This window comes from Pseudomonas hamedanensis, from assembly GCF_014268595.2.
Taxonomy (GTDB): Bacteria; Pseudomonadota; Gammaproteobacteria; order Pseudomonadales; family Pseudomonadaceae; genus Aquipseudomonas; species Aquipseudomonas hamedanensis.
Window position 1 is genome coordinate 5538070 of record NZ_CP077091.1, and the last position, 26499, is coordinate 5564568.

24 protein-coding genes, 1 pseudogene and 1 riboswitch are annotated in these 26499 nt (G+C 60.7%); of the genes and pseudogenes, 11 read left to right on the forward strand and 14 right to left on the reverse strand.

Annotation, left to right across the window (positions count from 1 at the left end):
- Window positions 1–90 precede the first annotated feature (90 nt).
- The 5 genes from HU739_RS24195 to HU739_RS24215 form a co-directional block, all read right to left on the reverse strand.
- Entirely contained in the window at window positions 91–2823 is a 2733-nt protein-coding gene (locus tag HU739_RS24195; protein ID WP_186551203.1) for a LuxR C-terminal-related transcriptional regulator, read from the reverse strand.
- 205 nt (window positions 2824–3028) lie between these two features.
- On the reverse strand, window positions 3029–4393 hold the full coding sequence (locus HU739_RS24200; protein WP_186551202.1) for a DUF1329 domain-containing protein: 1365 nt from the start codon (window positions 4391–4393) through the stop codon (window positions 3029–3031).
- A gap of 27 nt (window positions 4394–4420) precedes the next feature.
- On the reverse strand, window positions 4421–6310 hold the full coding sequence (locus HU739_RS24205; protein ID WP_186551201.1) for a DUF1302 domain-containing protein: 1890 nt from the start codon (window positions 6308–6310) through the stop codon (window positions 4421–4423).
- A 337-nt stretch (window positions 6311–6647) separates the two neighbouring features.
- Window positions 6648–8330, reverse strand: coding sequence for a fatty acid--CoA ligase (locus tag HU739_RS24210; protein ID WP_186551200.1), 1683 nt, complete (start codon window positions 8328–8330; stop codon window positions 6648–6650).
- 264 nt (window positions 8331–8594) lie between these two features.
- Entirely contained in the window at window positions 8595–9224 is a 630-nt protein-coding gene (locus HU739_RS24215; RefSeq protein ID WP_186551199.1) for a LysE family translocator, read from the reverse strand.
- A 303-nt stretch (window positions 9225–9527) separates the two neighbouring features.
- On the opposite strand from HU739_RS24215, the gene HU739_RS24220 reads away from it, so the two are divergent.
- The 3 genes from HU739_RS24220 to HU739_RS24230 all read left to right on the forward strand — a co-directional run bounded on the left by HU739_RS24220 (window position 9528) and on the right by HU739_RS24230 (window position 12362).
- Entirely contained in the window at window positions 9528–10493 is a 966-nt protein-coding gene (locus HU739_RS24220; RefSeq protein WP_186551198.1) for a 2-hydroxyacid dehydrogenase, read from the forward strand.
- 33 nt (window positions 10494–10526) lie between these two features.
- Entirely contained in the window at window positions 10527–11525 is a 999-nt protein-coding gene (locus tag HU739_RS24225) for a class I SAM-dependent methyltransferase (protein ID WP_186551197.1), read from the forward strand.
- Between the two features lie 39 nt (window positions 11526–11564).
- A riboswitch (yybP-ykoY riboswitch) is annotated at window positions 11565–11689 on the forward strand.
- Window positions 11690–11777: 88 nt separating this feature from the next.
- Window positions 11778–12362 carry a TMEM165/GDT1 family protein gene (locus HU739_RS24230; RefSeq protein WP_186551196.1) on the forward strand — a complete coding sequence of 195 codons (585 nt, stop codon included), beginning with the start codon at window positions 11778–11780 and terminating at the stop codon, window positions 12360–12362.
- A gap of 199 nt (window positions 12363–12561) precedes the next feature.
- On the opposite strand, the gene HU739_RS24235 is transcribed toward HU739_RS24230, so the two are convergent.
- Window positions 12562–13380 carry a M48 family metallopeptidase gene (locus tag HU739_RS24235; protein WP_186551195.1) on the reverse strand — a complete coding sequence of 273 codons (819 nt, stop codon included), beginning with the start codon at window positions 13378–13380 and terminating at the stop codon, window positions 12562–12564.
- A gap of 1348 nt (window positions 13381–14728) precedes the next feature.
- On the opposite strand from HU739_RS24235, the pseudogene HU739_RS27125 reads away from it, so the two are divergent.
- Window positions 14729–14926 (forward strand): annotated as a pseudogene (locus HU739_RS27125) (HAMP domain-containing protein); the annotation flags it as partial.
- 12 nt (window positions 14927–14938) lie between these two features.
- Complete coding sequence (locus tag HU739_RS27130; protein ID WP_407681967.1) at window positions 14939–15781, forward strand: methyl-accepting chemotaxis protein; 843 nt, start codon at window positions 14939–14941, stop codon at window positions 15779–15781.
- Between the two features lie 112 nt (window positions 15782–15893).
- Here the strand turns inward: HU739_RS27130 and HU739_RS24245 are convergent, their stop codons facing one another.
- Genes HU739_RS24245 through HU739_RS24255 form a run of 3 tightly spaced genes read right to left on the reverse strand, consistent with a single transcriptional unit; the run spans window position 15894 to window position 17005 of the window.
- The gene (locus HU739_RS24245; RefSeq protein ID WP_186551193.1) at window positions 15894–16517 is read right to left on the reverse strand and encodes an SOS response-associated peptidase; all 624 of its coding nucleotides are present in this window, start codon (window positions 16515–16517) and stop codon (window positions 15894–15896) included.
- 35 nt (window positions 16518–16552) lie between these two features.
- Entirely contained in the window at window positions 16553–16813 is a 261-nt protein-coding gene (locus HU739_RS24250) for a putative signal transducing protein (protein ID WP_186551192.1), read from the reverse strand.
- Window positions 16814–16822: 9 nt separating this feature from the next.
- Window positions 16823–17005, reverse strand: a complete 183-nt coding sequence (locus HU739_RS24255; RefSeq protein ID WP_186551191.1) for a CPXCG motif-containing cysteine-rich protein — start codon at window positions 17003–17005, stop codon at window positions 16823–16825.
- A 142-nt stretch (window positions 17006–17147) separates the two neighbouring features.
- Between HU739_RS24255 and HU739_RS24260 the strand changes: the two genes are divergently transcribed.
- Window positions 17148–18311: a 1-acyl-sn-glycerol-3-phosphate acyltransferase gene (locus HU739_RS24260; RefSeq protein ID WP_186551190.1), complete on the forward strand. Its 1164-nt coding sequence runs from the start codon at window positions 17148–17150 to the stop codon at window positions 18309–18311.
- A gap of 133 nt (window positions 18312–18444) precedes the next feature.
- Here HU739_RS24260 and HU739_RS24265 read toward each other — a convergent pair whose 3' ends face one another.
- Window positions 18445–18723, reverse strand: coding sequence for a hypothetical protein (locus HU739_RS24265; RefSeq protein WP_186551189.1), 279 nt, complete (start codon window positions 18721–18723; stop codon window positions 18445–18447).
- 193 nt (window positions 18724–18916) lie between these two features.
- On the opposite strand from HU739_RS24265, the gene HU739_RS24270 reads away from it, so the two are divergent.
- Window positions 18917–19123, forward strand: a complete 207-nt coding sequence (locus HU739_RS24270; protein ID WP_008083982.1) for a hypothetical protein — start codon at window positions 18917–18919, stop codon at window positions 19121–19123.
- A gap of 191 nt (window positions 19124–19314) precedes the next feature.
- Here the strand turns inward: HU739_RS24270 and HU739_RS24275 are convergent, their stop codons facing one another.
- Window positions 19315–19899 (reverse strand): YajG family lipoprotein, encoded by a 585-nt coding sequence (locus HU739_RS24275; protein WP_186551188.1) that lies wholly within the window; start codon window positions 19897–19899, stop codon window positions 19315–19317.
- Window positions 19900–20104: 205 nt separating this feature from the next.
- On the opposite strand from HU739_RS24275, the gene HU739_RS24280 reads away from it, so the two are divergent.
- Window positions 20105–20338, forward strand: a complete 234-nt coding sequence (locus tag HU739_RS24280; protein ID WP_186551187.1) for a hypothetical protein — start codon at window positions 20105–20107, stop codon at window positions 20336–20338.
- Between the two features lie 705 nt (window positions 20339–21043).
- Window positions 21044–22552 (forward strand): malate dehydrogenase (quinone), encoded by a 1509-nt coding sequence (gene mqo / locus HU739_RS24285; RefSeq protein WP_186551186.1) that lies wholly within the window; start codon window positions 21044–21046, stop codon window positions 22550–22552.
- Window positions 22553–22806: 254 nt separating this feature from the next.
- Here mqo and HU739_RS24290 read toward each other — a convergent pair whose 3' ends face one another.
- From HU739_RS24290 to HU739_RS24300, 3 genes are all read right to left on the reverse strand, one after another.
- On the reverse strand, window positions 22807–23094 hold the full coding sequence (locus HU739_RS24290; protein ID WP_186551185.1) for a PA4642 family protein: 288 nt from the start codon (window positions 23092–23094) through the stop codon (window positions 22807–22809).
- 63 nt (window positions 23095–23157) lie between these two features.
- On the reverse strand, window positions 23158–23637 hold the full coding sequence (locus HU739_RS24295) for a hypothetical protein (protein WP_186551184.1): 480 nt from the start codon (window positions 23635–23637) through the stop codon (window positions 23158–23160).
- Between the two features lie 161 nt (window positions 23638–23798).
- Window positions 23799–24356: a hypoxanthine-guanine phosphoribosyltransferase gene (locus HU739_RS24300; protein ID WP_016773231.1), complete on the reverse strand. Its 558-nt coding sequence runs from the start codon at window positions 24354–24356 to the stop codon at window positions 23799–23801.
- Window positions 24357–24532: 176 nt separating this feature from the next.
- Here HU739_RS24300 and upp point away from each other — a divergent pair, with 176 nt between their 5' ends.
- Together upp and HU739_RS24310 are read left to right on the forward strand one after the other, a co-directional pair.
- Window positions 24533–25171, forward strand: a complete 639-nt coding sequence (upp, locus tag HU739_RS24305; RefSeq protein WP_090286199.1) for a uracil phosphoribosyltransferase — start codon at window positions 24533–24535, stop codon at window positions 25169–25171.
- Window positions 25172–25173: 2 nt separating this feature from the next.
- Window positions 25174–26448 carry a uracil-xanthine permease family protein gene (locus HU739_RS24310; protein ID WP_186551183.1) on the forward strand — a complete coding sequence of 425 codons (1275 nt, stop codon included), beginning with the start codon at window positions 25174–25176 and terminating at the stop codon, window positions 26446–26448.
- Window positions 26449–26499: the final 51 nt, after the last annotated feature.

Genomic DNA, 26499 nt, shown 5'->3' on the forward strand with positions numbered 1-26499 from the left:
CCGACCCGGCCGACAAAATGGACCGGGTCACCTTCAAAAAAAACGCCCCGATCAATCGGGGCGTTTTTTATCGACCGCCGTTTGTCGCGGCTAGCTCAAAACCCCCAGTTCCTTCGCCCGCGCCACTGCCTGCGTACGCCGCTCAACCCCAAGCTTGCTGTTGATATGGCTGGCATGAGTCTTCACGGTATGCAGCGAGATGAACAGTTGGTCGCTGATTTCCTGGTTCGAACAGCCTTGGGCGATCAACCGCAGCACCGCCAGTTCTCGGCTGCTGAGCTGTTCGGTAGTACTCGATTCCACGGCCGGACGGAGTGTCACTGGCGGAAAGTGTTGCAGCAAATGCTGTCCTGCCAGCGTTGGCGACGTCAGCAATTGTCCGCGCAACCAGTCCGCGTCTCCTTTGACCAAACAATCGAACGGTTGCAGCACGCCCCCGGCCGCTGCCTCCAACGCCTGATTCAGCGCTTTGCGCGCCTCCGCTTCGCGCCCGCTCGCCAACAGCAACGCCACCTTCTGCGTCAACGCCATCACGCTGAGCAACTGACGCCCGGTTTGCTGGCCGTTTTCGTGCAATACGTTCAAGCGCCCTTCGGCGAGCATCGGTTGCCCTTGAATCACATCGAGCAGTGCCTGTTGCAGTTCGACATGCAAAGGCAGTTGTGGATGAAATTCCGGAGGCGCCGCCGCACGTTCGCCCGTATAGGTCTGTCCCAGCCGCGCGAGCCAGGCTTCGGCCAGATCGGTGCGGCCCTGCGCCAGCCACAGTTCACATTTGACCAGGGTGATCATCGCCAGATAGTAAATCGGCGGCACGTCCCAGATGTGCATCAGCCGCTCGGCTTCGGCGAGTTCGGCGAAGGCCTTGGCGAACTCGCCACTGGCGCCGTCCAGGCGTGCGATCACGCAGTGGCCAATCAGCACGCTGATGTCGCGACAGGCGCGAGCTTCGCCGATGCCAGCCAGCAGACGTACGCGTGCGGCTTGCGGCTGCAAACGCATCGCCAGCAGAAATCCTTCGTACAACGTCAGCCGCGCGCGCACGGCGTATAGTCGCTGCGGCGAGAGCCCGCGTAAGCGCTCCAGCCCCTGATGAACTTCATCCATCGCGCGCAGAATCTCGCCACGCGACTGCAAAACCCGCGCACGGTCGTAATGCGCCAGCGCCTCGAACAACGGATTGCCGACCCGCTGTGCCAGTTCAAGAGACTCGCGATTGAGTCCCCGGGCGCGCCACAGATCACCGTCGGCGATCGCCAGATTGGATAACGTCGACAAACACATCAGCCGTTGGCCATAACGCTTGGCCGGCAGGCTCTCCAGCGCTTCAGTGCAATAGCGCAGCGTCAGCTCGCGATGGCCGCGCCCGCGAGCGATGATCCCGCTCAGCGCCAGCCATTGCGCCAGCATCGATTTCTGCGCCGTGGCCGAAGGCGCCGGCAGGAAGCGGCTCAAGTGGCTGGACAACTCTTCGGCAGCATCGAGCTGGCACGCCAGCCCCAGCGCCCAACTGTAGAGCACGATCAGCCGTGGCGTGCTGATAAGCAGGCTGTCGGGCAAGTCCATTTTCCAGCGCAGCAGCATGCCGACGTTCTGCTCGGCGAGCAGTTGTTCTTCGGACAGGTTCTGCACCAGATTCGCCGCCACATCGAGGTGCCCGGCGCGCAGTGCCTGCTCCACGGCTTCGTCGAGCAAACCCTGCGCGTTGAACCAGCGACAGGCACGCAAATGCAGAGTGGCGGTAGGCACCATCGCCTGCGCGATCGGCCGGCTGCGCAACAGATCCGAGAACAGATGATGGTAGCGATACCAATGACCGTGCTCGTCCAGCGGCACCAGAAATACCTGGTGGGCGAGCAGGAAGCGCAGGATCTCGGCGCTGTCATGGGCTTCGCGCACCGCGTCACAGAGTTCGCTGCAAAAGCGTTCCTGCGGTGCGGTTTCGTAGAGAAACGATTGCACTTCGACGGGCAGGCAATCGATGACTTCCTCGAGCAGATAATCGCGTATCAGCCCTTCCCCGCCATTCAGCGCTTGCGGCAGCGCGGCATCGTTGCCCGCCTCGGACACCGCCAGCAACCAGAAGCGCAGCCCGGCGACCCAGCCTTCGCTGCGCTGGATCAGGTTCTCCAATGCTTCACCGCGCAATGAGCTGCTGTGGCGGTCAAGCAAGGTCAGGGCTTCGTCGTGGGTCAGGCGTAAATCCTGTTCGTGCAGTTCGAGCAACTGGCGCGACAGGCGCAAACGCGCCAGATGCCAGTCCGGGCGCTGCCGACTGGTGACCATGACCAACAAGCCATCGGGCAAATGATTGAGGAAAAATTGCAGGCAACGATCTAGCACCGGGCCTTGGGCAAGGTGGTAATCGTCGAGCACCAGCAGCAACGGCGCGGCCGGATCGAGCTGCAGGGCCAGCTCATCAAGCAGACCGTCGAGCCACTCTTCGAAAGCAAACGGCTGATGGCGCTGACGCATTTTCAACAGGCCGAGGGCGCCGGCGCCCAAGGCTGGAAAATAATCCTGGAGACCTTCGAGCAAGCGTTCGAGAAAACGCCCGGGATCGCTGTCACGCGGACTCAGGCCCAGCCAGAGGCTTTGCCATTGCGCCGGCAGGCTCTGACAGAACTCCACCGCCAGCGAACTCTTGCCGAACCCGGCCGGGGCGCTGACCAGCAACAACCGACCACCGAGTCCGGCTTGAAGGCGTTCGCACAGACGCGGTCGCAGCACATAGCCGTCAGGCAGCGGCGGGCGAAAAAAACGCCCGTCCAGTGCTGCGACGGTAATGCTTGCAGGACCCGGAAGCGGGGACAGATCAGTCATGGCCGGCTCTTGTTTGAATGCTATTGGCGGCGTTGCAGATGTCCGCAGACTAGCCTTAAACGCAGAGGGAATGAAGGTCGCTGCTACAAATGGCTACAAAAAGGCTACAAGAGATGTGCACAGGTCAGCGCAAAACCGCACGCAAAGAAACGCCCCGAACCAGTCGGGGCGTTTCGCGAGGGTGCGGCCTCGGGTTTATCGCGGTTTAGCGAACACCGTCCTGACGCAGAGCGGCCGGGGTGAAATCGCCGGTGGTGGCGGTGAAGCCAAAGTCATACGCACTCTTCTCTTCGTTCTTCATGCCCAGTGCCAGATAGCGGCCGGACTGCAAGTCATAAAGAGTTTCGAGGGCGTACCACGGCACTTGCTTGTCGTAGTAGTTCTCGGCATGCGCTTCGGCTACACGCCACAGTTGACCACGACCGTCGTAGTGGTCGATCACCGCCGCTTGCCAGGTGTCTTCGTCGATGTAGAAATCACGCTTGGCGTAGATGTGGCGCTGACCTTCCTTCAGCGTCGCCGTCACGTGCCAGACGCGGCGCAGCTCGTAACGCGCCAGATCCTGATTGATGTGGCCGGCCTTGATGATGTCGGCGTACTTCAGTTTCGGATCGTCGAGTTTGTAGCTGTCGGAGGCGATGTACATCTCTTTCTTGCCTACGAGTTTCCAGTCGTAACGATCCGGCGCACCGTTGTACATGTCGAGGTTGTCCGAGGTACGTAGGCCGTCGGCGGCAGTACCCGGGCCGTCATACGACACTTGCGGTGCGCGGCGCACACGGCGCTGGCCGGCGTTGTAGACCCACGCCGAACGTGGCTCTTTGACCTGATCGAGGGTTTCGTGCACCAGCAGTACACCGCCGGCCAGACGCGCCGGTGCGGTCACTTTCTGCTTGAAGTAGAAGAGAATGTTGCCCGGGTTCGCCGGGTCGTAATCCTTCATTTTGTCGCGGAACACAAACTGATCCTGGAAGTACACCAGGCTGTACGAGCCGTTCGGCTGTGGCGTGGCCTGGGTTACCAGGCGGGTCACGCTGCCGCCGCGATAGCGGGTGATGTGGTTCCAGATCACTTCCACGCCGGTTTTCGGAATCGGGAACGGCACGGCAGTGTCGAAGTTTTCCAGGCCGTTGCCGCCGGACACCAGATTGGTGGTCGTGGCGTTCTTCTTGATGGCGGCAAACACCGCATCCGGCACGGTGGCACCGCGATGGGACGGATAGACCGGCATCTTGAAGGTTTCCGGGTAGCGCTTGAACATCGCGTACTGACCCGGGGCAAGTTTGTCTTTGTACTTGTCGACGTCCTTGGCGGTGATGGTGAACAGCGGTTGCTCACTGGCGTAAGGGTTGGACAGGAAGCCCTTGCTGTCGACGCTGCCGGCGTTCTTCGCCATCGGTTTCCAGGCTGGAATCGAACCGTCAGTGTTGCCCGCCATTTCCGCGCCCATCGGGGTCAGGCTTTTGCCCAGCTTGTCGGCTTCGGCAGCAGGCACCGCGGCCATGACGCCGGTCGCCAGCAGCGACAGGCCCAGTACACCGGCGTGGAACAGACTCTTTGTTATTTTCATATGTGTGTTCGTCCTGAAATGCAGTGCTTAGAAGTTCACGCCGAAGCTGAGTGCCACGAAGTCGCGGTCATCCACGGTGGTGTACTTGCCGTCAAAGAAGTTGGTGTAGGCCAGGCTCGCGGTATAAGTGTTCTGGTATTCGGCATCGACGCCGAGGCTGACCGCCTTGCGACCTTCCTCGAAGTTGCCGCCAGGGCCCGGCGAGTAACCGCTGACGTCATGGGACCAGGCCACGTTGGGTCTGAGGTTCACGCCGGCGAACACGTCGTTGTAATCCCAGATTGCCCGACCGCGATAGCCCCAGGACATCGACGTGGTGAAGCCATCGTTGTCGCAATTGCGGCTGCGGTTGTTCTGCGGTGAACCGGGGCCTGCGCCGTTAATGGTGCTGGCGTTGAGGATGTTGGCGCAGGTGTTGGCAGTGCCGGTGGCCGGCAACTCACCCGGGCCGTAGACTGGATCGCGGCCGTAACGCTTCTCGGAGCGGCTTTCCAGCCCGCCGACATACGTCGCGCCGACTTCGCCGACGAGGGTCAGACGACTGGCGCCCATGACCTGATCGAAGAAGTGCGTGAAGGTCGTTTGCAGCTGGGTGATTTCCTTGCGCTCGTAGCCGTGCAGATCCTGACCCGGCACGCCCGTGAGCAGGGAAGCGTTGGTCAGCGCGCCGCCCAGTGGGCGCACACCGGCGAACAGGATGTCGGTGGAGTTCAGTTGCACCGGAGCATTCGGACGGTAGCTGACCTCACCGCTCCATGCCGTACCGGTAGGCAGGGTGGTGGAGAAGCTCAAACCGTAGAGGCGGATGTCTTCAGGGTATTCAACGAAGTACTGCGAGTTGCCCGCCACCAGCAATGGCGCGAGTGCGGCGAAAGGCCCTGGCAGCGAGGCAGCGGTGTTGTAGACCGACTGCGGCGCACCGGTTGCGCTGAAGATCGGCGCACGGCTGTGGTAGTTCATGAAGTAGGCGCCGAACTCGGTGTCCAGCGGTTCGTACATGTACTTGAACGACACGCCGTACTGGCCGCTGTCACGGGCATCGCGGTCCGGACCGCGACGCACCAGCACGCCTTCCTGGTTGACATCGACGCCGGCGCCCGCCAACGGCCCAAGGGCAATGGCCGGAATCTGCGAACGCTTGTTCAGCACGCGCAGGTTGTTGTCGCAACCGTCGGCAATGATGTCTGGCTGCGAGAAGAACGTGCCGCAGTTGTCGACGACAGTCTGGTCCCATTCCAGCTGGTAGAACGCTTCGGCCGAGAGGTTGTCGGTCAGGCTCTGCGAGACGTAGAACATGTTGACCGGAATCAGGCCTTCCTTGATCTCGGCGCCAGGACGACGGAACGCGGAGACGTCGATCGGGTTGATCGAGTTGATGCCGCCGCCAATGAAGGTACTTTCACCCCAGCTCACCACTTGCTTGCCCAGACGCACGGAGCCCGGCTGATCGGCAATCGAGTAATTGTGATAGACGAAGGCGTCGAGAATCTGCCCGCCGGAAGACTTGGCGCCTTCCTTGCGGTTGCTGTCGCTGATGTCCTTGAACTGACGGCTTTCGTCCTTGAGTTCGAAGTCGTACCAGTATTTGCCACGGACGAACACGCCGGTGTCGCCGTATTTCAGTTCAAGGTCATGGATGCCCTTGAAGATCTTCGAAAAGGTTTCGCCGCTCTTGAAGTTGGCGTGACCGTCATCGGAGGTCTGCGACAGGCCATGGCCGCCGTTGTTGACGCCGATCAGGTTCTTGTTCGGGCTCTGAGTAGACCAACTGGCACCGATCGACAGGGACGAGTCGAACTGGCCTTCGATTTCACCGACGTTGAAGCTGACGCCGAATGCAGGCCCGGCGAGCGAGGAGGCAAGACTGACCGCCAGAGGCAGTTTCGCCCGGCGCCAGAACTGGTTTACTGAGGTCATCGACGCTACTCCATGTGCATTATTGTTATGGCAGTGAGTACTTTTAAAAACGCTGTGAAGGGCCGGGCGCCAGGGCTGCCCGTAATACCTCCAGAGTTGCTCGCCCCGATCAGTGCGTGTGCTCCGTTCTTAAAAAGTCCTTGAGCGGACTATAGCCAGCAGGGGGTACTGCTTGATCCCTCTAAAGTGTGATTTGCAGCAGCCAACCACTCTGGAACAGTCCTTTCGCCAGTCCGACACAGGTCGGCAGGGCAAGGATGGCTGATTTTTTCGATTTCACAAGCCAAGCGCTTGCTCGGGAGGTCTGGCGCGCCGGTTTCAGCGCGCCAGCAGGTACTCAGAGGGTCGACAGAAAGGTGCTGTTGTTGGCCTGCCATTCGGTGATGTCGAGGCGGATGCGCTTCTTGTCGAGCTTGCCGACACTGGTCTTGGGAATTTCGGTAACAAGGGCGATCTGACTTGGAATCGCCCACTTGCTCAAGTGCCCCAGCTCGACGAACGGCTTGAGGTGTTCCTTGAGTTCCCGCGCACCGATCACATGGCCTTCACGGACCACCAGCAAGGCAAACGGCCGCTCGCCCCACTGCGGATCGGCAATCCCCACCACTGCTACTTCACGTACCGCCGCATGTCGGCTGATCAGGTCTTCGAGGTCCAGCGAGGAGATCCATTCGCCGCCGGTCTTGATCACGTCCTTGATCCGGTCGCGGATGTCGATCACGCCCATGCTGTCGAGCGTCGCCACATCACCGGTGTGCAACCAGCCGCCGGACCAGAGTTCGGCGCCCTTCTGCGGTTCGTTGAAATAGCCTTCGGTGAGCCAGGGCGCACGCAGCACCAGTTCGCCTTGAGTCTCGCCATCGGCCGGGAGAAAGTTGCCCTCGCTGTCGACGATCGCCGCTTCCACCAGCGGTCCCGGTACGCCGGCCTTGATCCGGTAGGTGGTGCGTTCGTCTTCGCTGCCGGCCATCAGCTCGTCATTCAGATGGGCGCAGGACACCAACGGCCCGGTTTCCGACATGCCATAGGCCGCCGTCAGCTGAATGCCACGGGCCTTGGCGTTTTCATACAGCGAGCGGTTGAGCGCGCTGCCGCCAATGACGATTTTCCAGCCGGCGAAATCGGTGTCTTGCGCGGCTTTGGCGTTGAGCAGCATTTGCAGGATGGTCGGCACACAGTGGGAAAACGTGACCTTCTCCTTGCGCCACAGCGCCACCAGATATTCCGGGTCGTAGCGCCCCGGATACACCTGCTTGAGGCCGAGCATCGTCGCCACGTACGGCAAACCCCAGGCGTGGACGTGAAACATCGGCGTGATCGGCATGTACACATCGTTGGTGCCAAGCAGGCGCACGCTGTCGATCGAACCCATGATGGTCGCCACGCCAATCGTGTGCAGCACCAGTTGCCGGTGGGTGAAATAAACGCCTTTCGGGTTACCGGTCGTGCCTGTGGTGTAGAACGTCGTGGCGACCGAGTTTTCGTCGAAATCCTCGAAGTCATACTGCGGGCTCGCCGCGGCCAGTAGCTGTTCGTACTCGCCGACCAGGTTCGGCAAATCAGCGGTTTTCTCCGGCAGATCGGTCAGCAGCAAGGTTTTCTCGACCGTGGTCAGGTGCGGCGCGATGGCTTGATACAGCCCGGCGAACTCGCTGTTGACCAGCACAAAGCGGTCCTCGGCATGATTCATCGTGTAGAGAATCTGCTCGGGCGACAGGCGCACGTTGATCGTATGAATCACCGCACCGATCATCGGGATGGCGAACATGCACTCCAGATAACGATGGCTGTCCCAGTCCATCACCGCCACCGTGTCACCGGCCTTCACCCCGGCAGCGGTCAGCACGCTGGCCAGCCGCGCGACGCGCTCGATCAGCGTCGGGTAGCTGTAGCGCAACTGGTCACGGTAGACGATCTCGCGGGTTTTCTCATAACGGGCGCCAGACATCAGCAGCCGCTTGATCAGCAATGGATACTGGTAGGCCCCATCGGCCGGAGGAATGACGCGAGTCTGCAACATAGGAATCCCTTTTCTGACTGCACGGTGTTGGCGGAGAGATTCGTACTCTAGTGCGCCCGCGTGACCGTCAAATCAGCCAAAGGAATGATTTGCAGAGCCGAACAAATGCTAGCTTTGCGCCAGCATCGGGCGCCGACCGGGAAGAGACAAGACCTGTGGGAGCGAGCCTGCTCGCGAATGCAATGGATCAGTCAACATCTTCGCCGACTGATACACCGCTTTCGCGAGCAGGCTCGCTCCCACAGTTTTGATCGCAGCCAGTCCTCAGTGCATCTCGGTAAACGCTATTTTCACGCCGAGAGCGATCAGCACAGCGCCCATGGTGCGGTCGAACCAGTGGCCCATGCGCGCGAACCCGGCGCGCACGCGCTGCTGGCTGAACAGCATCGCTACCAGGCAAAACCAGAATGCCGTTGCCACCGCCAGGTACACCCCGTAACCGGCCTGTACCGCCAGTGGCGTGTGCGGGTTGATTACCACGGTGAACAGCGACAGGAAAAACAGTGTGGCTTTCGGGTTCAGGCCGTTGGTGACGAAGCCCGAGGTAAACGCACCTCGCGCGGTGCGTACGCCAGTCTCTTTGTGCAAGTCGTCGGCCACGGCTTTAGCCGGTTGCGCACGCAAGGCCTTGAAGCCGATGTACAGCAGATACGCAGCCGCCGCCCACTTCAGCGCGTTGAACAGCACGATCGACTGCGACACGATCAGGCCGATGCCCAGTAGCGAGTAGCCGACATGCAGGAAAATCGCCGTGCCGACCCCCAGCGCCGTCCAGGTGCCGGCGCGACGCCCGTGGGTCACGCTCTCGCGCACCACCACGGCAAAGTCCGGGCCGGGACTGGCAACGGCCAGCAAGTGGATCAGGGCAACGGTCAGGAATTCGGTCCAGTACATGGGGGCTCCTTTGGGGCAGCTTGGTCAAACATAAATGCGCGGCGAACTCGAACCTGTGGCGAGGGGATTTATCCCCGTTCGGCTGCGCAGCAGTCGTAAATTCAGTGCATGCGGTGTAACTGTTTCAACGCGATTGCCAGTTTCAGGCGCGCTTCGCGCGCCAACGGGGATAAATCCCCTCGCCACAGAGTTATTCACATTGCGATGCATCGCATCAGACTTTCGTGCTCTGAGTAACCAATTGTTTCATCTGGTAGGCTCGGCAGAGTACGCCCTCCGCTCACAGCACAAAAGGTACAGTTGATGACGAACTCGCGCCGCGCGGTATTTCTTGATCACCCTTCGCTGGACCTCGGCGATCTGGACCTCGGTCCGTTGCGCGAATGCTTCAGCGATCTGCAACTCTTCGCGCAAACCCTGCCCGAGCAAGTCAGCGAACGGCTGCAAGGCGCCAGCGTGGCAATCACCAACAAAGTCGTGATCGACGCCGCCGCCATGGCTGCCAACCCGCAGTTGCAACTGATCCTGATCAGCGCCACCGGCACCAACAACGTCGACCTCAGCGCCGCCCGCGCCCACGGCATCACTGTGTGCAATTGTCAGGGTTACGGTACGCCGTCCGTTGCGCAACACACGATCATGCTGCTGCTCAACCTCGCCACGCGTCTGGCCGATTATCAAAAAGCCGTCGCTGAAGGCCGCTGGCAGCAGGCCAAACAGTTCTGCCTGCTCGACTACCCAATCGTTGAACTGCAAGGCAAAATCCTGGGCCTGCTCGGGCACGGCGAACTCGGTGGTGCCGTGGCGCGGCTGGCCGAAGCGTTCGGCATGCGCGTGTTGCTCGGGCAGATTCCCGGACGCCCCGCTCGCGCAGACCGCTTGCCGCTGGATCAACTGCTGCCGCAGATCGACGCCCTCACCCTGCACTGCCCGCTCAACGAACACACCCGCCACTTCATTGGCGCCCGTGAGCTGGCCGCGATGAAACCCGGCGCGTTCGTGGTCAACACCGCCCGGGGTGGCTTGATCGATGAGCAGGCGCTGGCCGATGCCTTGCGCAGTGGCCACCTCGGCGGCGCAGCGACGGACGTGCTGAGTGTCGAGCCTCCGACCCAGGGCAATCCGTTGCTCGCCGGCGACATTCCGCGCCTGATTGTCACCCCACACAACGCCTGGGGCAGCCGCGAGGCGCGCCAGCGTATCGTCGGGCAACTGAGCGAAAACGCCCAAGCGTTCTTCAGCGGTGAGGCGCTGCGGGTCGTCAGTTGATAAACTGCGGCACTTTTTTTTCCAGGAGCAGTTATGGATCCGCGCAGTGAAGTACTGCTTCGTCAGGCCGAGTTATTCCAGGGTTCGTTGTTACTGGCCGGGCTGCCCGCCGACGATCTGCTCGGGCGCCTGCCCGACGCGTTTGGCTGGTGCTGGCACGCGGGCGATCAAGCCGCGCTGGACGCGCGCTTCGAAGGGCGCAGCCATTTCGGCGTGAACGTGCCGGAGCGCGAATTCGACAGCGCCGTGGTGTTCCTGCCCAAGTCCAAAGACCTGACCGATTACATCCTCAACGCCGTGGCTTCGCGTCTGGCCGGGCGTGAAGTGTTCTTGGTCGGGGAGAAGCGCAGCGGCATCGAAGGCGCCTCCAAGCAACTTAACCCGTTCGGCAAGCCGCGCAAACTCGACAGCGCGCGCCATTGCCAGCTCTGGCAAGTGACCGTAGCCAACGCGCCGCAAGCCAAGTCGCTGGAAACTTTGGCGCAGACCTACGAACTGCCGCTGGCTGAAGGCCCGTTGAAAGTCATCAGCCTGCCGGGCGTGTTCAGCCATGGTCGGCTCGATCGCGGCAGCGCGCTGTTGCTCGATCATCTGGACAAACTGCCGAGCGGCCATCTGCTCGACTTCGGTTGTGGCGCCGGCGTGCTGGGCGCGGCGGTCAAACGCCGCTACCCGCACAATCAGGTGACATTGCTGGATGTCGACGCGTTCGCCGCCGCCAGCAGCCGCCTGACCCTGGCCGCCAATGGCCTGGAAGCCGAGGTGCTGACCGGCGACGGTATCGACGTCGCGCCAATGGGTTTGAGTGCGATTCTGAGCAACCCGCCGTTCCATGTCGGCGTGCATACCGATTATTTCGCCACGGAGAACCTGCTGCGAAAAGCGGCTAAACATCTGAAAAACGGTGGCGAACTTCGACTTGTGGCCAATAGCTTCCTGAAGTATCAGCCGTTGATCGAAGAGCATCTGGGCGTTTGTGCGATCAAGGCAGAAGGCAACGGCTTTCGAATTTATCGGGCCAAGCGCGGTTGAAAATTTGTTCTTGCCCAATCGGATTTGCCTAGGCAGAATCCGCTCCGTCCTAGGGGAGTAGTCTCCCACGAGCGCCAAGCTCGTCCGGCATACGTCAACATACTTGATCCTCAGATCATGGCGTATGCGACCCCAGCGTCCGCACCAGACGGATCGCAGGGTTTGACAAGACCTATGACACGCACACCTTACCCGGGGCGGGAAGGCTGTACGTGTCATAGCCGTGTCGACCCGCCCCTTAGGAAATCCCTGATGCTGGACTCGTTACTCGTTCCCACCGCAATCGTTGCCTTGGCCGAAATCGGCGACAAGACGCAACTGCTCGCGCTGATTCTCGCCGCTCGCTTTCGCAAACCCTGGCCGATCATTGCCGGGATTGTCGCCGCGACCCTGGCCAACCACGCAGCAGCCGGTGCGGTAGGAGCCTGGTTCGGCAGTTTCTTTTCCGACGCCGTGCTGCACTGGATTCTCGCCGCGAGCTTCGCCGCCACTGCGCTGTGGACACTGGTCCCGGACAAACTGGATGACGACGAAGCCAGCACAGCGCGCAAGTTCGGGCCGTTCCTGACCACGCTGATTGCCTTCTTCCTCGCTGAAATCGGTGACAAGACCCAGATCGCCACGGTGATGCTCGGCGCGCAATACCCGGAACTGTGGCTGGTGATTATCGGCACGACCGTGGGCATGCTGATTGCCAACGTGCCGGTGGTACTGGCGGGTAATTTTGCCGCGGACAAGTTGCCGCTGACCCTGATCCGGCGCCTCGCGGCTTCGGCGTTTTTCATTCTGGCAATTGTTGCGGTGTACAAGGCGATGCAGAGCAGTGGCTGGGTTTAACCCTATCTACTGAACCACCAAAAACCTGTGGCGAGGGGATTTATCCCCGATGGGGCGCGAAGCGCCCCCAAACCTGCTGCCTCAGAGTGTCATACATAGCGCATTTGCAGGTTTTGGGGCTGCTTCGCAGCCCATCGGGGATAAATCCCCTCGCCACAACAGCCCTCCCAACCTGAAGAATCGTTGTGTCCTTCGACTTTTAAGACTTCGGGGCTTTTTCGTACAGCGGCATGACCTTCGGAATCGCCGCCTGCAGCGAGGCAATCCGGCTGGTGGAAGCCGGGTGAGTGCTCATGAATTCCGGAGGTGAACCCTCGGAAGCCTTGCTCATCTTGTTCCACAACGTAATCGCCGCGTTCGGGTTGTAGCCAGCGCGAGCGGCCAGTTCCAGACCGATCAGGTCGGCTTCGTTTTCGTTGGCGCGGCTGTTGGGCAGGGTCATGCCGTAGTTGGCCACAGTGTCGGCCAGCGCCAGGCTGTCCTGACCCAGACCGAACAATGCGCCGGCACCCTGCTTGGCCATCTCGATGCCATAGGCCTTGGACATCGCTTCACGCCCGTGCTCGCGCAACGCGTGGGCGATTTCATGGCCCATGATGGCGGCGATTTCATCGTCGGTGAGTTTCAGGCTGTCGATCAGCCCGGTGTAGAAAATGATCTTGCCGCCGGGACCACAGTTGGCGTTGAGCTCATCGCTCTTGATCAGATTGACTTCCCATTGCCATTGCGCCGCATCCGGACGGAAGTTCGGCGCCTGGGCGATCAGACGATTGGCGATGGCCTGCACCCGCTTGGCTTCCGGGCTGCTCTTGTCCAGCACGCCTTTGCTCGACGCCTCGCCGATGGTCTTCTGATAGGACTGCGCGTACATCTGGTCGACCTCTTGCGAGGACAGCATGCTGAACATGTATTGCTTGCGCTCCACCCCGACGGCGCCGCCGCTGGTGGTGTTGACCGACTGACACCCGGCCAGCAGCAGCGCTGCGCTCAGTGCACTTACAACCAATGTCTTGTTCATTCAAAAGCTCCCTGGAAACCTGTCGCGTATCCTAGGCGGGTAATGGTATCGGCGCCAGAGACAACAGACGTGTTGCAGCGACTTTCAGACGTTTCCCGCCATGCCCGCCGGAAAAGCTGCGTAGCCCCCGACACGACCACTGCGTCGCGTACCGATCCATTTGCGACGTCCGGCGCTCATTCCGACCAACGCCGCTCATGACCCTGCCGGCACCGCCGATAAATCCCTCGCAGATTGTCCTCTTGCGTGCGGAGCTCCCATGAAGTTCAAGTCGATCCAGTTTTCCGTAGCCGCCCTGGCCGGCGCCATCGTCCTCAGCGTAGTCGCAGCGCTGGTGCTGTATGCGCTGTTTTCCGGCGCACGCACGCAAGAGATGGTGCAACAGCGCACCCAGGCGCAGTTCGAGCAAGTCATCGAGCAGCGCCTGACCTCGCTGGCGCAGACCCAGGTCAGCCAGATCCAGCGCGAACTCGAAGCGCCGTTGCTGATTGCCGGTGGCCTGGTGCGGGTCAATGCCCTGCTCGGCACGGCGGGTGCCGATGGCCAACCGCGCCTGAGCATCACCCGTGAGCAACTGATCAGCCTGATCAAGGAAAACGTCGAAAAGAACCCGAAGATTCTCGGTACCTACATTGGCTGGGAAAAAAACGCGCTGGACCACAATGACGCGGCCTACATCGGCAGCGCCGTGGTCGGCATCGATCCCGCCAACGGGCGCTTCCTGCCATGGTGGTTCCGCAACACCGACGGCACCCTCGGCGTGGACAAACTGGCCGATGTCGATGATCAGAAAACCCTGTCCACCGGCGTGCGCGCCAGCGAGTACTACCTGTGCTCGAAAGAAACGAAAAAACCCTGTGTGATCGATCCGGCGCCCTACAAGGTCGGCGACAAGATCGTCATGCTCGCCTCTTTTATCGAACCGATCATGGTCAACGGCGCCTTCCAGGGCATCGTCGGCGCTGACCTGTCGGTGAACTTCATTCAGGACATGCTCCTCGCCGCCAACCAGAAACTCTACAGCGGCGCGGGTGAAATGGCGCTGATCGGCGGCAATGGCCGCATCGTCGCCTACACCAGAGACTCGAACAAATTCGGCGAAAAAGTCAGTGACATCCTCGATGCCGAACAGACCGCCAACATGACCAGTCTCAAGCGTGGCGAAGTCACCTACTCGGTCAACACCGACAAGGGCCGCATCGAGCTGTACCTGCCGTTCGGCATCGGCCAGACCGATGCACGCTGGACGCTGATGCTGCAACTGCCGCTCAACGCGGTCATGGCTGATCTGCAAAACCTGCAGGCCGAACTCGATGCCCAACGCAAGTCCGACACTTTTGGCATGGCCATGGTCGGCTTGGTCATCGCAGCTGTCGGTCTGCTGGTGATCTGGCTGGTGGGCCACGGCATCGCGCGGCCCCTCAAGCAGATGGTCGCCATGCTCGACGATATCGCTCAGGGCGAAGGCGATCTGACCCGCCGCTTGAGCAGCGATCGCAGTGATGAACTGGGCTCGATTGCCAAAGGCTTCAATACCTTTCTTGCCAAGTTGCAGGCGATGATCACGCAAGTGGTGACCTCGGTGCAGAGCGTCAGTGATTCCTCGGAACACACGGCCGACATCGCGATTCGCACCAACATCGGCGTGCAAAAACAACTGGCCGAGATCGATCAAGTGGCGACAGCGGTGCAGGAAATGACCGCCACCGCCCAGGACGTGGCGCGCAATGCCACGCAAGCGGCGCAAGCGGCCAGCCATGCCGATCAGGCCGCCAGCCAGGGCATGCAGATCGTTCGCGACACCTCTGACTCGATCGGCGTGCTCGCCGTGGAAATCGGCAAGGCGGTCGATGTGGTGCAAACCCTGGCCAAGGACAGCGAAAACATCAACGCGATCCTCACGGCGATTCGCGGGATTGCTGAACAGACCAACCTGCTGGCACTGAACGCCGCGATCGAAGCGGCGCGGGCCGGTGAACAGGGGCGCGGTTTTGCCGTGGTTGCGGATGAAGTGCGCAATCTGGCGCAGAAGACCCAAAAAGCCACTGAAGAAATCCAGGCGATGATTCAGCAGTTGCAACAAGGCACCCGCGATGTAGTGCGGGTCATGGAGGACAGCCAGAACCGCACCGACGAAAGCGTGCAACACGCGGCGAAAGCGGCCGATGCGCTGGAGACAATCACCCAGGCCGTGTCGGTGATCAACGACATGAACACGCAAATTGCCAGTGCGGCCGAGGAACAAAGCGCGGTGGCCGATGACATCAACCGCAATGTAATCAATATCGGCCAGGTGGCGAACGAAGTGGCCGGTGGCGCGGATGAGTCGAGTTCGGCGAGCGCGAGTCTGACCAAGCTGGCCGAGCAGCAGCGGCGGTTGATCAATCAGTTCAAGGTCTAAAGACGCCGGAAGGTTCTTCGAACCTTATCGCGAGCAGGCTCACTCCTACATTTGAAATGCGTTCCCATGTAGGAGTGAGCCTGCTCGCGATAAGGCCCTTGCGGGCAGTGCATCAACCCGGGGTCAAACACTCCGGCCCATTGAGCTTCGGATCATTCACCAGATTCGCCAGCACCCGCTCACGCAGCGCCGCCGGCTCACCGGCAAGCAATCCCTGCAAGACATGCAGCGGCGTCTCGGGATCAAGCCATGCCGCCTGCCCGGCCTCATCGAGAATCAAAGGCCGGCGCTGACTGGCCGCCGGCTGGGTGATCACCGCCGTGCTCAGCCAGACCTGTTCCTGCACCGGATACGCCTCCCAGATCGCCGCGAAAAACAGCGACGAGCCCTCTCCCGGCGTCAGCCAGTATGGCCGCTTGCGCTGGGTGCCGCGCCATTCGTAGAAACCGTTGGCCGGCAGCAGGCAGCGACGCAGGCGCAGCGCCTCACGAAACATCGGCTGCTCGGCCACGGTTTCGGCCCGGGCATGGGCGGGGGTTTTCGACAGGTCGGTCAGCCACGGCGGCGTCAGGCCCCAGCGCGCACGGGCCAATGTGCGCTCGCCGTCTTCAGCAGCACGCAGCATTAACACCGAATCATTGGGGGAAATGTTCCACTGCGCCTGCTGATCGGCGGGAAAACCTGGCAGGGCCGCGAAGTCGCGGTTCCAGCGAAACAGGGCATAACGTCCACACATGGGGCAACACGACTCTTGATCAAACGAACGTCAGCCTAACAGACCAGCGTCCCGGGGAAGCTCTCCGGTTCGTCGCCGGGCAGCGGCAGCGCGGCATTGTACGCGGTGATCAGCTCGCGGGCGTATTCGGCCTGATCGTTATCGACGGACAGGCCGAGCAGGCCAAAAATCGGCAGTTCGCCCGTGCCGCCTAGCAGATTCTGCCCGACCAGATGCGCCTCGATGCCTTCGCTGGCGAGCATGCCCTTGAGCATTTCGCCTTCCATCAGGCTGGCCGGTTCGTAGATTCGCTGCATGAGCGCCCCTCACTCGTTTTCGCTGAAGACTTCCAGATGCCATTCTTCATCATGCACCTGCAAAACAAACGTGATCGGTCGGCAGCACACCTGACAGTCCTCGATATACGTCTGATCCCCGCCGGACAGATCCAGCGTGGTCTCGACCTCTTCACCACAATACGGACATTCATACACTGCATTTTCCAGCATCGCGGTCTCCCAGGTGACTTGTGCGTATAATCGCCGGTCTATTTGCAGGGCTATTTTTGTCTGGCTACTTTTTCAGACCGTGCCCTGCGGGTTTTCGATCAAACCCCTAACTTACCCTAGCCGTTTCCAACAAGAGAGCATGATGGGCGAATTCGATGCCATCCGACCTTACGACGACAGCGAAGTACCTGCGGTACTGGCAAGGCTGCTCGGCGACAAGGCGTTTCTAGATATCCTCACCCACTTCCGCTTCCCGCGTTTTGCCGGTGCCTTCGGCTGGATGCTCAAACCTCTTATAGCCCATCGGCTGCGTCGTGAGTTTGCCGACGTGACGTCCGTGGCTACCTTACAGGACAAAGTCGAGTTCTACGTCGACCACACCATCGAGCGCGCCACCGACGGCGTGACCTACACCGGGGTCGAGCAATTCAAGTCCGGCAGCGCTTATCTGTTCATCGCCAACCACCGCGACATCGTCATGGACCCGGCCTTCGTCAATTACGCCGTGTACCACGCGGGCCTGCCGACGCCACGCATTGCGATTGGCGACAACCTGCTGCAAAAGCCGTTTGTCAGCGATCTGATGCGCTTGAACAAGAGCTTTATCGTCCACCGTTCGATCACTGGCCGCCGCGAAAAAATGGCCGCGTATCAACTGCTCTCGGCCTACATCAACCACTCGATCCGCAACGATTGCGCCTCGATCTGGATCGCTCAGGCCGAAGGCCGGGCGAAGGATGGCGATGACCGCACCGAGTCGGCGATCCTCAAGATGTTCCACATGAGCCGCAAGGACGAGCCGTTCGGTGAAGTGATTCGTTCGCTGAACCTCACGCCGGTGTCGATCAGCTATGAATACGACCCGTGCGACCAGGCCAAGGCCCGCGAGTTGTATATCCGCGCCACCACCGGCACCTACACCAAGGCGCCCGGTGAAGATGATGTGAGCATTGCCAAGGGCATCACCGGCTACAAAGGCCGGGTGCACGTGAACTTCGCTGCGCCGATCACCGAGCTGTTCGAAGACACCAAGCAATTGGCGATCGAGATGGACAAGCAGATTCTCGGCGGCTACCGGCTGTTCCCGGTGCATTACCTGGCGTATGCCCAGTGGGCCGATGCCGATCCGCAATTGAATGTGCCGAAGGCGGCCGAAGTGTTCCCGGCGGACGAACTGGCCAAGGCGCAGGAAGAATGGCAGAACCGGCTGGACGCCTGCCCCGAGGAGCATCGTCCGTACCTGGTGCTGCAATACGCGACGCCGGTGCGTAATCAGTACCGGGTCAAGGCCGGGTTGCCACTGTAGGCAACAGCTGTGGCGAGGGGATTTATCCCCGCTGGACTGCGCAGCAGGCCCTGTTTTTCTCAGATAAGAAACTGGGGAGCGCTGCGCACTCCAACGGGGATAAATCCCCTCGCCACCGGGTTTGCTTTTTCTTTTAGAAGCGCGTGCTGATCCAGGAGACGATCAGGGCCAGCCCCAGGCAGGCGAAACCGAAACGATAGAAAAACCGGTTCATGCGCAATGTCGCCCAATCCAGAATCGGCTCGACATTCGGCTGCGCCTGACGCTGTGCGGCAAGACTGGCCTGCGCGCGTTGCTCACGGCGACGGGTTGCGTGCAGCAGCCAACTGCCGGGGAACGCGAGCAGCAAGGCCAGCAGGTTGATCAGTTTGGCGGGATGGGCGGTAAACAGCGTCATCAAGTGCAACGACATCACAGACCTCAATCTAAATCGGTGTGGCAGGCGCCAGATCGACGACCGCGGCGCGAATTCTACCCAAACCTGGCCACCCTGCCCCGGCCTTTGCGATAAATAACCTGACAATCGACCGATGGCTGTCCTGTGTCACGGCATCGTCATGTGGATCCTTCACCCTGCGCGCCTCGAAACACACATGGAACGCGACATGCTGCACGCTGAAAACCAGGATCGCCTGTACCTCATCACCCCTTACGACGAACAGCAAAGTCTGGTCGGCAGCCTTGCCTTCAATGTGCAGGATCGCCATTGGCTGGTGTATTGCGCGCTGGGTGGGCATCAGCATGCGGACTTGCCCGAGACAGATTTGCTGACAGGGGTGAGCGTGCTGGACTTCTACTCGCAGGCTGCCTGACACACCACCGTTCCCCTGTAGGAGTGAGCCTGCTCGCGATAGCGTATTGTCAGCCAGCATTGATGTTGCTGACAGAGCGCCATCGCGAGCAGGCTCACTCCTACAGGGGGCGGTGGTGAATCAAGAATCGGCAGGCACAAAAAAGCCCGGAACCATCACTGGCCCCGGGCTTTTTCACAGCGGCCGATAACTTACTCGGCGAGCACCTGACCCACGGTCGGATCCTTGAACAGACGCGTCAGCGCATCGCTCAATACATCGCTGACCAGTTTGGTGTTGGTTTCCTGGTTCGGCGCCATGCCGAAGCGCTGGTCCAGCGAAGCGCCGTAACGGCCACTGTAACGACGGTTGGCGTTTTGCACGTCAGAGCGGAAGGTAGCGCCGATGGTCGCCTCGGTCACGTACATGCCTTCTTTCGGCGACTGATATTTCAGCTCGGCCAGGGTCACGGTCAACTGCGGCGCGTTCGGCGCGTTGTTGGTCGGGGTGAACCCCAGCAAACGCACAGCGGCTTCAGCCTGGGCCTGCAGCTTGGGCAGGATCTGCTCGCGCTGCACGGTGATGGCGCTGGTTTCCGGGTACAGACCGCCACGGGTGCCCAGGGTTGGCGAAGGACGGCCGTCGACGACACGCACGACCACAGGCTGGCCGCGACCGACCGGTGCCAGTTGCGTGGTCAGCTTCGGCTCCGGATTCAGTTGTTGCGGGCTGTGGGCGCAGCCGGCCAGGGTCAAACCGGCGACAGTGATCAAACCGAACAACAGGCGTTGCAACATGCTCTTCTCTCCAGAATCAGGCACAAACAGGCCGGCAGTATAGCGGTGGGCCACTGCAGCTCACCAGCGGGACGCGGTGAATACTGAAATGTCTGACACACCCCGTCGAAGGCGGTTCCTGTCATACATTCTTCACCATCCATACACCGCGACGTCATGGCTCGCCGGCAAGCTTTGAAACAGTCCTCCTTCAAGGAACTCTGCCATGCGTTATCTGATCTCGCTGTTCGCGCCACGCCCGCTGCACCGCAGCTTCGCCCTGCTCGATCGCAACGGTCACTGCCAGGCTTTCAAACAGTGCAGCCTGCAACCGATGGGTGACGGCTGGGTGGAAATCGAAGAAATTCGCCTGGCCTGGTTGAACCAGCCGCTGCCCGCCAGCGCCCGGGTGGTAGCGCGACAAATGCGCGCACGGCCCCAGGTGCAGTTGAGCATCTGACCGGATACCTAATAAAAGTCATTAAACACGAGCAACTGCGCGCATTTCTTCGCTACAATCTCCCCCCGATTATAAGGACGTCTCCTGATCGGGCCCCGCAACAGCGTCAATGCGCTTGCATCGACATCAAAATCGCCCACAGAGAGCCGCCCACACAGATCGAGTGAAGTTGGCGCGCTTGCCTGTTCTTCCGGCAAAACCCCTGCTTTTCGCGAATCTGCAGAGCTGTCATTCGCTCGGCCACCGCGTTGTTTTGCCCTTGCGGGCAGGTGCCAGGCCAAGGCAGCCCTTTTTTGAGGTTCACGTCTTCAAAAGAGCGTGAAAAAAACGGGTTTTCACAACTTCACAAGAGTGTGGCGAGCAAATGAATAGTTTTGCGTCTGAACATGCACCATTAGCGTCTGAAACAGCCCAACGACACAGGACCGGGTATACCTCGAACATCGGAGCCTGAAGCCTGTCCGCTACGGATTTGGTTGCACGAAAACGGATGTCTCGACCATAAGTCGAATTGCCAGCCCTGCGCGAAAATGCGTTCATTGAACGCTTGAAACCAGGCCGCACGCATCCGTCGAAGTTGCGAAAAATTGCGAAGATTCGGACATGGCGAACCTGACCACGGATAGCCCGGGCCCACTGACCTGCCCTGGAACGCCTGGCAGCCATGCCGACAATTTGGTGCTGCAGATTTGGGAGACGCGTTAAATGGCGCATAACGAAGCAGTCGACGTAGTTCTGGTAGGGGCCGGCATCATGAGTGCCACCCTGGCCGTGCTGCTCAAAGAGCTCGACCCCGCGATCAAGCTGGAAGTCGTCGAGCTGATGGATTCCGGTGCCGCGGAGAGTTCCAACCCGTGGAACAACGCCGGTACCGGCCACGCCGGCCTGTGCGAGCTGAACTACACGCCGCAGGCGGCCGATGGCAGCGTCGACATCAAGAAAGCCGTGCACATCAACACCCAGTTCGAGGTGTCGAAGCAGTTCTGGTCTTACCTGACCAAAAAAGGCACGTTCGGCTCGTGCAAATCCTTCATCAGCCCGGTCCCGCACCTGAGTTTCGTGCAGGGTGACAGTGGTGTGTCGTTCCTCAAGCAACGCTTCAACGTGTTGAGCAAGCACCATGCGTTTGCCGACATGGAATACACCGAAGACAAAGGCAAGATGGCCGAGTGGATGCCGCTGATGATGCCGGGCCGCTCGCCGGACGAAGTCCTTGCCGCCACTCGCGTGATGAACGGCACCGACGTCAACTTCGGCGCCCTCACCAACCAGTTGCTCAAGCACCTGACCAGCGCCCCGGACACCCAGGTCAAATACTGCAAGCGCGTTACCGGCCTCAAGCGCAACGGCGCCGGCTGGACCGTCAGCATCAAGGACGTCAACAACGGCAACACCCGTGAAGTCGACGCCAAATTCGTCTTCCTCGGCGCCGGTGGCGCGGCGCTGCCATTGCTGCAGGCCTCGGGCATCGAAGAAAGCAAAGGCTTCGGCGGCTTCCCGATCAGTGGGCAGTGGCTGCGTTGCGACAACCCGGAAGTGGTCAGGCAGCACCAGGCCAAGGTCTACAGCCAGGCGGCCGTGGGTTCGCCACCGATGTCGGTGCCGCACCTGGACACCCGCGTGGTCGACGGCAAGAAGTCCCTGCTGTTCGGGCCATACGCCGGCTTCACCACCAAGTTCCTCAAGCACGGCTCCTTCATGGACCTGCCGCTGTCGGTGCGCGCGGGCAACATCGGGCCGATGCTGGCCGTGGCGAAAAACAACATGGACCTGACCAAGTACCTGGTCAGCGAAGTGATGCAATCGATGGAACAGCGTCTGGAATCCCTGCGCCGTTTCTACCCGCAGGCGAAAGCCGAAGACTGGCGCCTGGAAGTGGCCGGCCAGCGGGTACAGATCATCAAGAAAGATCCGAAAAAGGGTGGCATCCTGCAGTTCGGTACCGAACTGGTTGCCGCGAAAGACGGCTCCCTCGCCGCACTGCTCGGCGCATCCCCAGGTGCCTCGGTGACGGTTTCGATCATGCTCGAACTGATCGAGAAGTGCTTCCCGGCCAAGGCGTCCGGCGAGTGGGCGGCCAAACTGGCGGAAATCTTCCCGGCCCGTGAAAAGGTGCTGGAAACCGATGCTGCGCTGTATCGCAAGATCAACACGCAGAACAACATCGCGCTGGAACTGGTTGAAGAAAGCAGCGAGACACCAAGCTTCGCTTGATCGCGCCGCATGAAAAACGCCCCGTACTCATTGAGTGCGGGGCGTTTTTTTATGCTCAGGTAGCAACCAATACTGCTGGCTCACAACACAACCTTTGTGGCGAGGGGATTTATCCCCGCTCGGCTGCGCAGCAGTCGCAAATTAGTTGCGGTGTGCCTGACACACCCTGCATTCAGGTTTCAGGGCCGCTTCGCCGCCCAACGGGGCGGTGCGACGTTTCGCTAAATCCCCTCGCCACAGGTATCGCGGACACCTCAACTGCGGGCCTTGTCGATCAACTCGATGTACTCGGCGGCATTACGCTGATCTTTGATCTGGTCAACGAAAGTCTGGCCCTGCTCATCTTTGCCATCCAAGTCATAACCAGCGGCGACGAAGAAGCCCAGAAAACGCTCGAAATCATCGATGCGCAGACCACGGTAAGCCTTGATCAGTTTGTGCAGCGACGGCGAAGTGGCGTCGACCGGTTCAAAATCGAGGAACAGCTTGATCTGCTCATCGCCGATCTCGTCACCAATCACTTGTTTCTTATCTTTACGCATTGCCGACTCCAGCTCGCAGACATCATACGGGGCCGGCAGTTTACCCCTGCCCGGCCGCCCGGCTCAACGCGCTCGCACCGCGCCGGTGTGCAAATCGGCCCAGATATGGCCGTTGGCGTAACTGAGGAACTGCACATACACCGTGTCGTTGCGCAACAGATCAATCACCACGCGGTATTGGGCAAGCGGGTAAAACAGCGTCAGGGTTTTGCTTTTGTCGTCGTACAGCGGCTTTTTCAGGCTCTTGCTTTCGCCATCGAAACTCACCAGCACCTGATTGATGGTCGCGCCTTTATTCAGCGACTTGCCCTTGAGGCGAATCAACAACGACGAAGTGACCGGGATCGGCTGCTGATTGGACTGGCGCTGCGCACCGACCACCACCGAATATTCGCTGACCTGCATCAGTTGCTGCTGCTCGGGTTCGGCGTCGCGCAGGGTCAGGTCGTCCGGCGGCAGGAATTGACTGTGCATGGGCGCGGCGGCCAGCGGCAGGCTGAGAGTCAGAAAGAGGGCGGCGAGGCTGCGGGTCAAGAGGCGCATGACAGGCTCCGGGGGGCGGGCCGAGCACTCTAGCATGGGTATCACACAAACAAATGTAGGCCTTCGCCTGCTCGCGATAGCGGTCTGTCAGCAACGTAGATGTTGGCTGGTATGACGCTATCGCGAGCAGGCTCACTCCTACAGGGGGATGGTGCAGAGGATTACATGCCTTTAACGGCGTAGATCCCGTTGGCGTTGCGCCAGTAGCCCTTGTAGTCCATGCCGTAGCCGAAGATGTAGCGGTCGATGCACGGCAGGCCGACGAAATCGGCTTTCAGGTCAGGGCGCGCCTTGCGGTCGTGGTCCTTGTCGATCAGCACGGCGGTGTGCACTTTGCGCGCGCCGGCGTGTTTGCAGAAATCGATGATCGCGCCCAGGGTGTGACCTTCATCGAGGATGTCGTCGATGATCAGCACGTCGCGGTCGATGAACGAGACTTCCGGCTTGGCTTTCCAGAACAGGTCGCCGCCGCTGGTTTCGTTGCGATAGCGGGTCGCGTGCAGGTAGGACGCTTCCAGCGGGAACTGCAGATGCGTCAGCAGTTTGCCGGAGAAGATCAGGCCGCCGTTCATCACGCAGAAGACCACCGGGTTGCTGTCGGCCAGTTGTTCGTTGATTTGTGCACCGACGCGGGCGATGGCCGCCTCGACTTCAGACTCGGTGTACAGGCAGTCAGCCTCTCGCATGATTTGACGGATATGCTCGAGATCAGCGGACATGGCGCTCTCCAGGGGTTGGCGGGTGGGGGGCATGGTTGCGAAAAGCGGGCAAAGGTACGCATCTCGCGGGACCGAATCAAGCTCTTATGGACTAACGTACAGAATGTCCTATAGGACATCACTGTCGGATAGATTAATCTAGGCCGGTTTTTTTGCCCGCCGCCGGAGCCTTTCCCATGCCCATCCTCGAGATCCGCCATCCGCTGATCCGTCATAAACTCGGCCTGATGCGCCGCGCTGACATCAGCACCAAGAATTTCCGCGAGCTCGCTCAGGAAGTCGGCGCCCTGTTGACCTATGAAGCCACCAAAGATTTGCCGCTCGAATCCTACGACATTGCCGGCTGGTGCGGCACCGTGTCGGTGGAGAAGATCGCCGGCAAGAAGATCACTGTCGTGCCGATCCTGCGCGCCGGTATCGGCATGCTCGAAGGCGTGCTGAGCCTGATCCCGGGTGCCAAGGTGTCCGCTGTGGGCGTTGCCCGCAACGAAGAAACCCTGCAAGCCCACACGTATCTGGAAAAACTGGTTCCGGAAATCGACGAACGCCTGGCCATGATCATCGACCCGATGCTCGCCACCGGCAGTTCCATGGTCGCGACCATCGACCTGTTGAAAAAGGCCGGTTGCCGCGACATCCGCGCCATGGTCCTGGTGGCCGCGCCGGAAGGCATTGCCGCCGTAGAAAAGGCGCACCCGGACGTGACCATCTACACCGCGTCCATCGACGAACGTCTGAACGAGCACGGTTACATCATTCCTGGGCTTGGCGACGCCGGTGACAAGATCTTCGGCACCAAGCAGAAGGACGCGTAAGCATGCAGCAAGAGTTCAACGATCCGCTCTGGCGCACGGTGCTGTCCGGCGCGCAGATGCTGTTCGTGGCGTTCGGCGCTTTGGTGCTGATGCCGCTGATCACCGGCCTTGATCCGAACGTGGCCCTGTTTACCGCAGGTCTGGGAACGATCCTGTTCCAGATCGTCACCGGGCGGCAGGTGCCGGTGTTTCTGGCGTCGAGCTTCGCTTTCATCACCCCGATCATCCTCGCCAAGGGCCAGTTCGGCCTCGCCGCGACCATGGGCGGGGTGATGGCGGCCGGTTTCGTCTACACCTTCCTCGGCCTTGCCGTGAAGATCAAAGGCACCGGTTTTATCGACCGTTTGCTGCCTCCGGTGGTGATTGGCCCGGTGATCATTTCCATCGGCCTGGCCATGGCGCCGATCGCCGCGAACATGGCGATGGGCAAAGCTGGCGACGGCACCGAGCTGATCCACTACCAGACCGCCATGTTGATCTCGATGCCGGCACTGCTGACCACGCTGATCGTGGCGGTGTTTGGCAAAGGCATCTTCCGTCTGGTGCCGATCATCTCCGGTGTGCTGGTCGGTTTCGCCATGTCGTTTTATTTCGGCGTGGTCGATACCGCGAAGATTGCCGCGGCGCCCTGGTTCGCCCTGCCGCACTTCACCGCGCCGGAGTTCAACTGGCAGGCGATTCTGTTCATCGTTCCGGTGGCGCTGGCCCCGGCGATCGAGCACATCGGCGGCGTGATTGCCGTTGGCAGTGTGACGGGTCGCGATTACCTGAAGAAGCCGGGCCTGCATCGCACCCTGCTCGGTGACGGCATCGCCACCACCGCGGCCGGGCTGTTCGGCGGCCCGCCCAACACCACCTACGCTGAAGTAACCGGCGCGGTGATGCTGACCAAAAACTACAACCCGAAAATCATGACCTGGGCGGCAATCTTCGCCATCACCCTGGCGTTCATCGGCAAGTTCGGCGCGCTGCTGCAAAGCATTCCGGTGCCGGTGATGGGCGGGATTCTGTGCCTGTTGTTCGGTTCGATCGCGGCGGTGGGCATGAATACCCTGATCCGCCACAAGATCGACCTGGGCGAAGCGCGCAATCTGGTGATCGTCTCGGTGACGCTGGTGTTCGGCATTGGTGGTGTGCTGGTCGGCACCGGCACTGGCCCGGATGACTTCGGCCTCAAAGGCATCGCACTGTGCGCAGTGGTGGCGATTGCGCTGAACCTGATCCTGCCGGGCAATGACGGCTGGAAGCAGAAGAAGGCGGATGAGCCGCTGATCTAACCCTGCGCAATGATCGTTCCCACAGGTTTGGAATGCATTTCAACCTGTGGG

Coding starts and splice junctions, on each gene's coding strand:
- HU739_RS24310 (WP_186551183.1), top strand. CDS start 25,174: ATGCAGCAAGAGTTCAACGATCCGCTCTGGCGCACGGTGCTGTCCGGC.
- upp (WP_090286199.1), top strand. CDS start 24,533: ATGCCCATCCTCGAGATCCGCCATCCGCTGATCCGTCATAAACTCGGC.
- HU739_RS24295 (WP_186551184.1), bottom strand. CDS start 23,637: ATGCGCCTCTTGACCCGCAGCCTCGCCGCCCTCTTTCTGACTCTCAGC.
- HU739_RS24230 (WP_186551196.1), top strand. CDS start 11,778: ATGCTGGACTCGTTACTCGTTCCCACCGCAATCGTTGCCTTGGCCGAA.
- HU739_RS27130 (WP_407681967.1), top strand. CDS start 14,939: ATGATCACGCAAGTGGTGACCTCGGTGCAGAGCGTCAGTGATTCCTCG.
- HU739_RS24200 (WP_186551202.1), bottom strand. CDS start 4,393: ATGAAAATAACAAAGAGTCTGTTCCACGCCGGTGTACTGGGCCTGTCG.
- HU739_RS24205 (WP_186551201.1), bottom strand. CDS start 6,310: ATGACCTCAGTAAACCAGTTCTGGCGCCGGGCGAAACTGCCTCTGGCG.
- HU739_RS24265 (WP_186551189.1), bottom strand. CDS start 18,723: ATGTCGTTGCACTTGATGACGCTGTTTACCGCCCATCCCGCCAAACTG.
- HU739_RS24250 (WP_186551192.1), bottom strand. CDS start 16,813: ATGCAGCGAATCTACGAACCGGCCAGCCTGATGGAAGGCGAAATGCTC.
- HU739_RS24220 (WP_186551198.1), top strand. CDS start 9,528: ATGACGAACTCGCGCCGCGCGGTATTTCTTGATCACCCTTCGCTGGAC.
- HU739_RS24260 (WP_186551190.1), top strand. CDS start 17,148: ATGGGCGAATTCGATGCCATCCGACCTTACGACGACAGCGAAGTACCT.
- HU739_RS24275 (WP_186551188.1), bottom strand. CDS start 19,899: ATGTTGCAACGCCTGTTGTTCGGTTTGATCACTGTCGCCGGTTTGACC.
- HU739_RS24215 (WP_186551199.1), bottom strand. CDS start 9,224: ATGTACTGGACCGAATTCCTGACCGTTGCCCTGATCCACTTGCTGGCC.
- HU739_RS24255 (WP_186551191.1), bottom strand. CDS start 17,005: ATGCTGGAAAATGCAGTGTATGAATGTCCGTATTGTGGTGAAGAGGTC.
- HU739_RS24280 (WP_186551187.1), top strand. CDS start 20,105: ATGCGTTATCTGATCTCGCTGTTCGCGCCACGCCCGCTGCACCGCAGC.
- mqo (WP_186551186.1), top strand. CDS start 21,044: ATGGCGCATAACGAAGCAGTCGACGTAGTTCTGGTAGGGGCCGGCATC.
- HU739_RS24210 (WP_186551200.1), bottom strand. CDS start 8,330: ATGTTGCAGACTCGCGTCATTCCTCCGGCCGATGGGGCCTACCAGTAT.
- HU739_RS24300 (WP_016773231.1), bottom strand. CDS start 24,356: ATGTCCGCTGATCTCGAGCATATCCGTCAAATCATGCGAGAGGCTGAC.
- HU739_RS24235 (WP_186551195.1), bottom strand. CDS start 13,380: ATGAACAAGACATTGGTTGTAAGTGCACTGAGCGCAGCGCTGCTGCTG.
- HU739_RS24290 (WP_186551185.1), bottom strand. CDS start 23,094: ATGCGTAAAGATAAGAAACAAGTGATTGGTGACGAGATCGGCGATGAG.
- HU739_RS24195 (WP_186551203.1), bottom strand. CDS start 2,823: ATGACTGATCTGTCCCCGCTTCCGGGTCCTGCAAGCATTACCGTCGCA.
- HU739_RS24225 (WP_186551197.1), top strand. CDS start 10,527: ATGGATCCGCGCAGTGAAGTACTGCTTCGTCAGGCCGAGTTATTCCAG.
- HU739_RS24270 (WP_008083982.1), top strand. CDS start 18,917: ATGCTGCACGCTGAAAACCAGGATCGCCTGTACCTCATCACCCCTTAC.
- HU739_RS24245 (WP_186551193.1), bottom strand. CDS start 16,517: ATGTGTGGACGTTATGCCCTGTTTCGCTGGAACCGCGACTTCGCGGCC.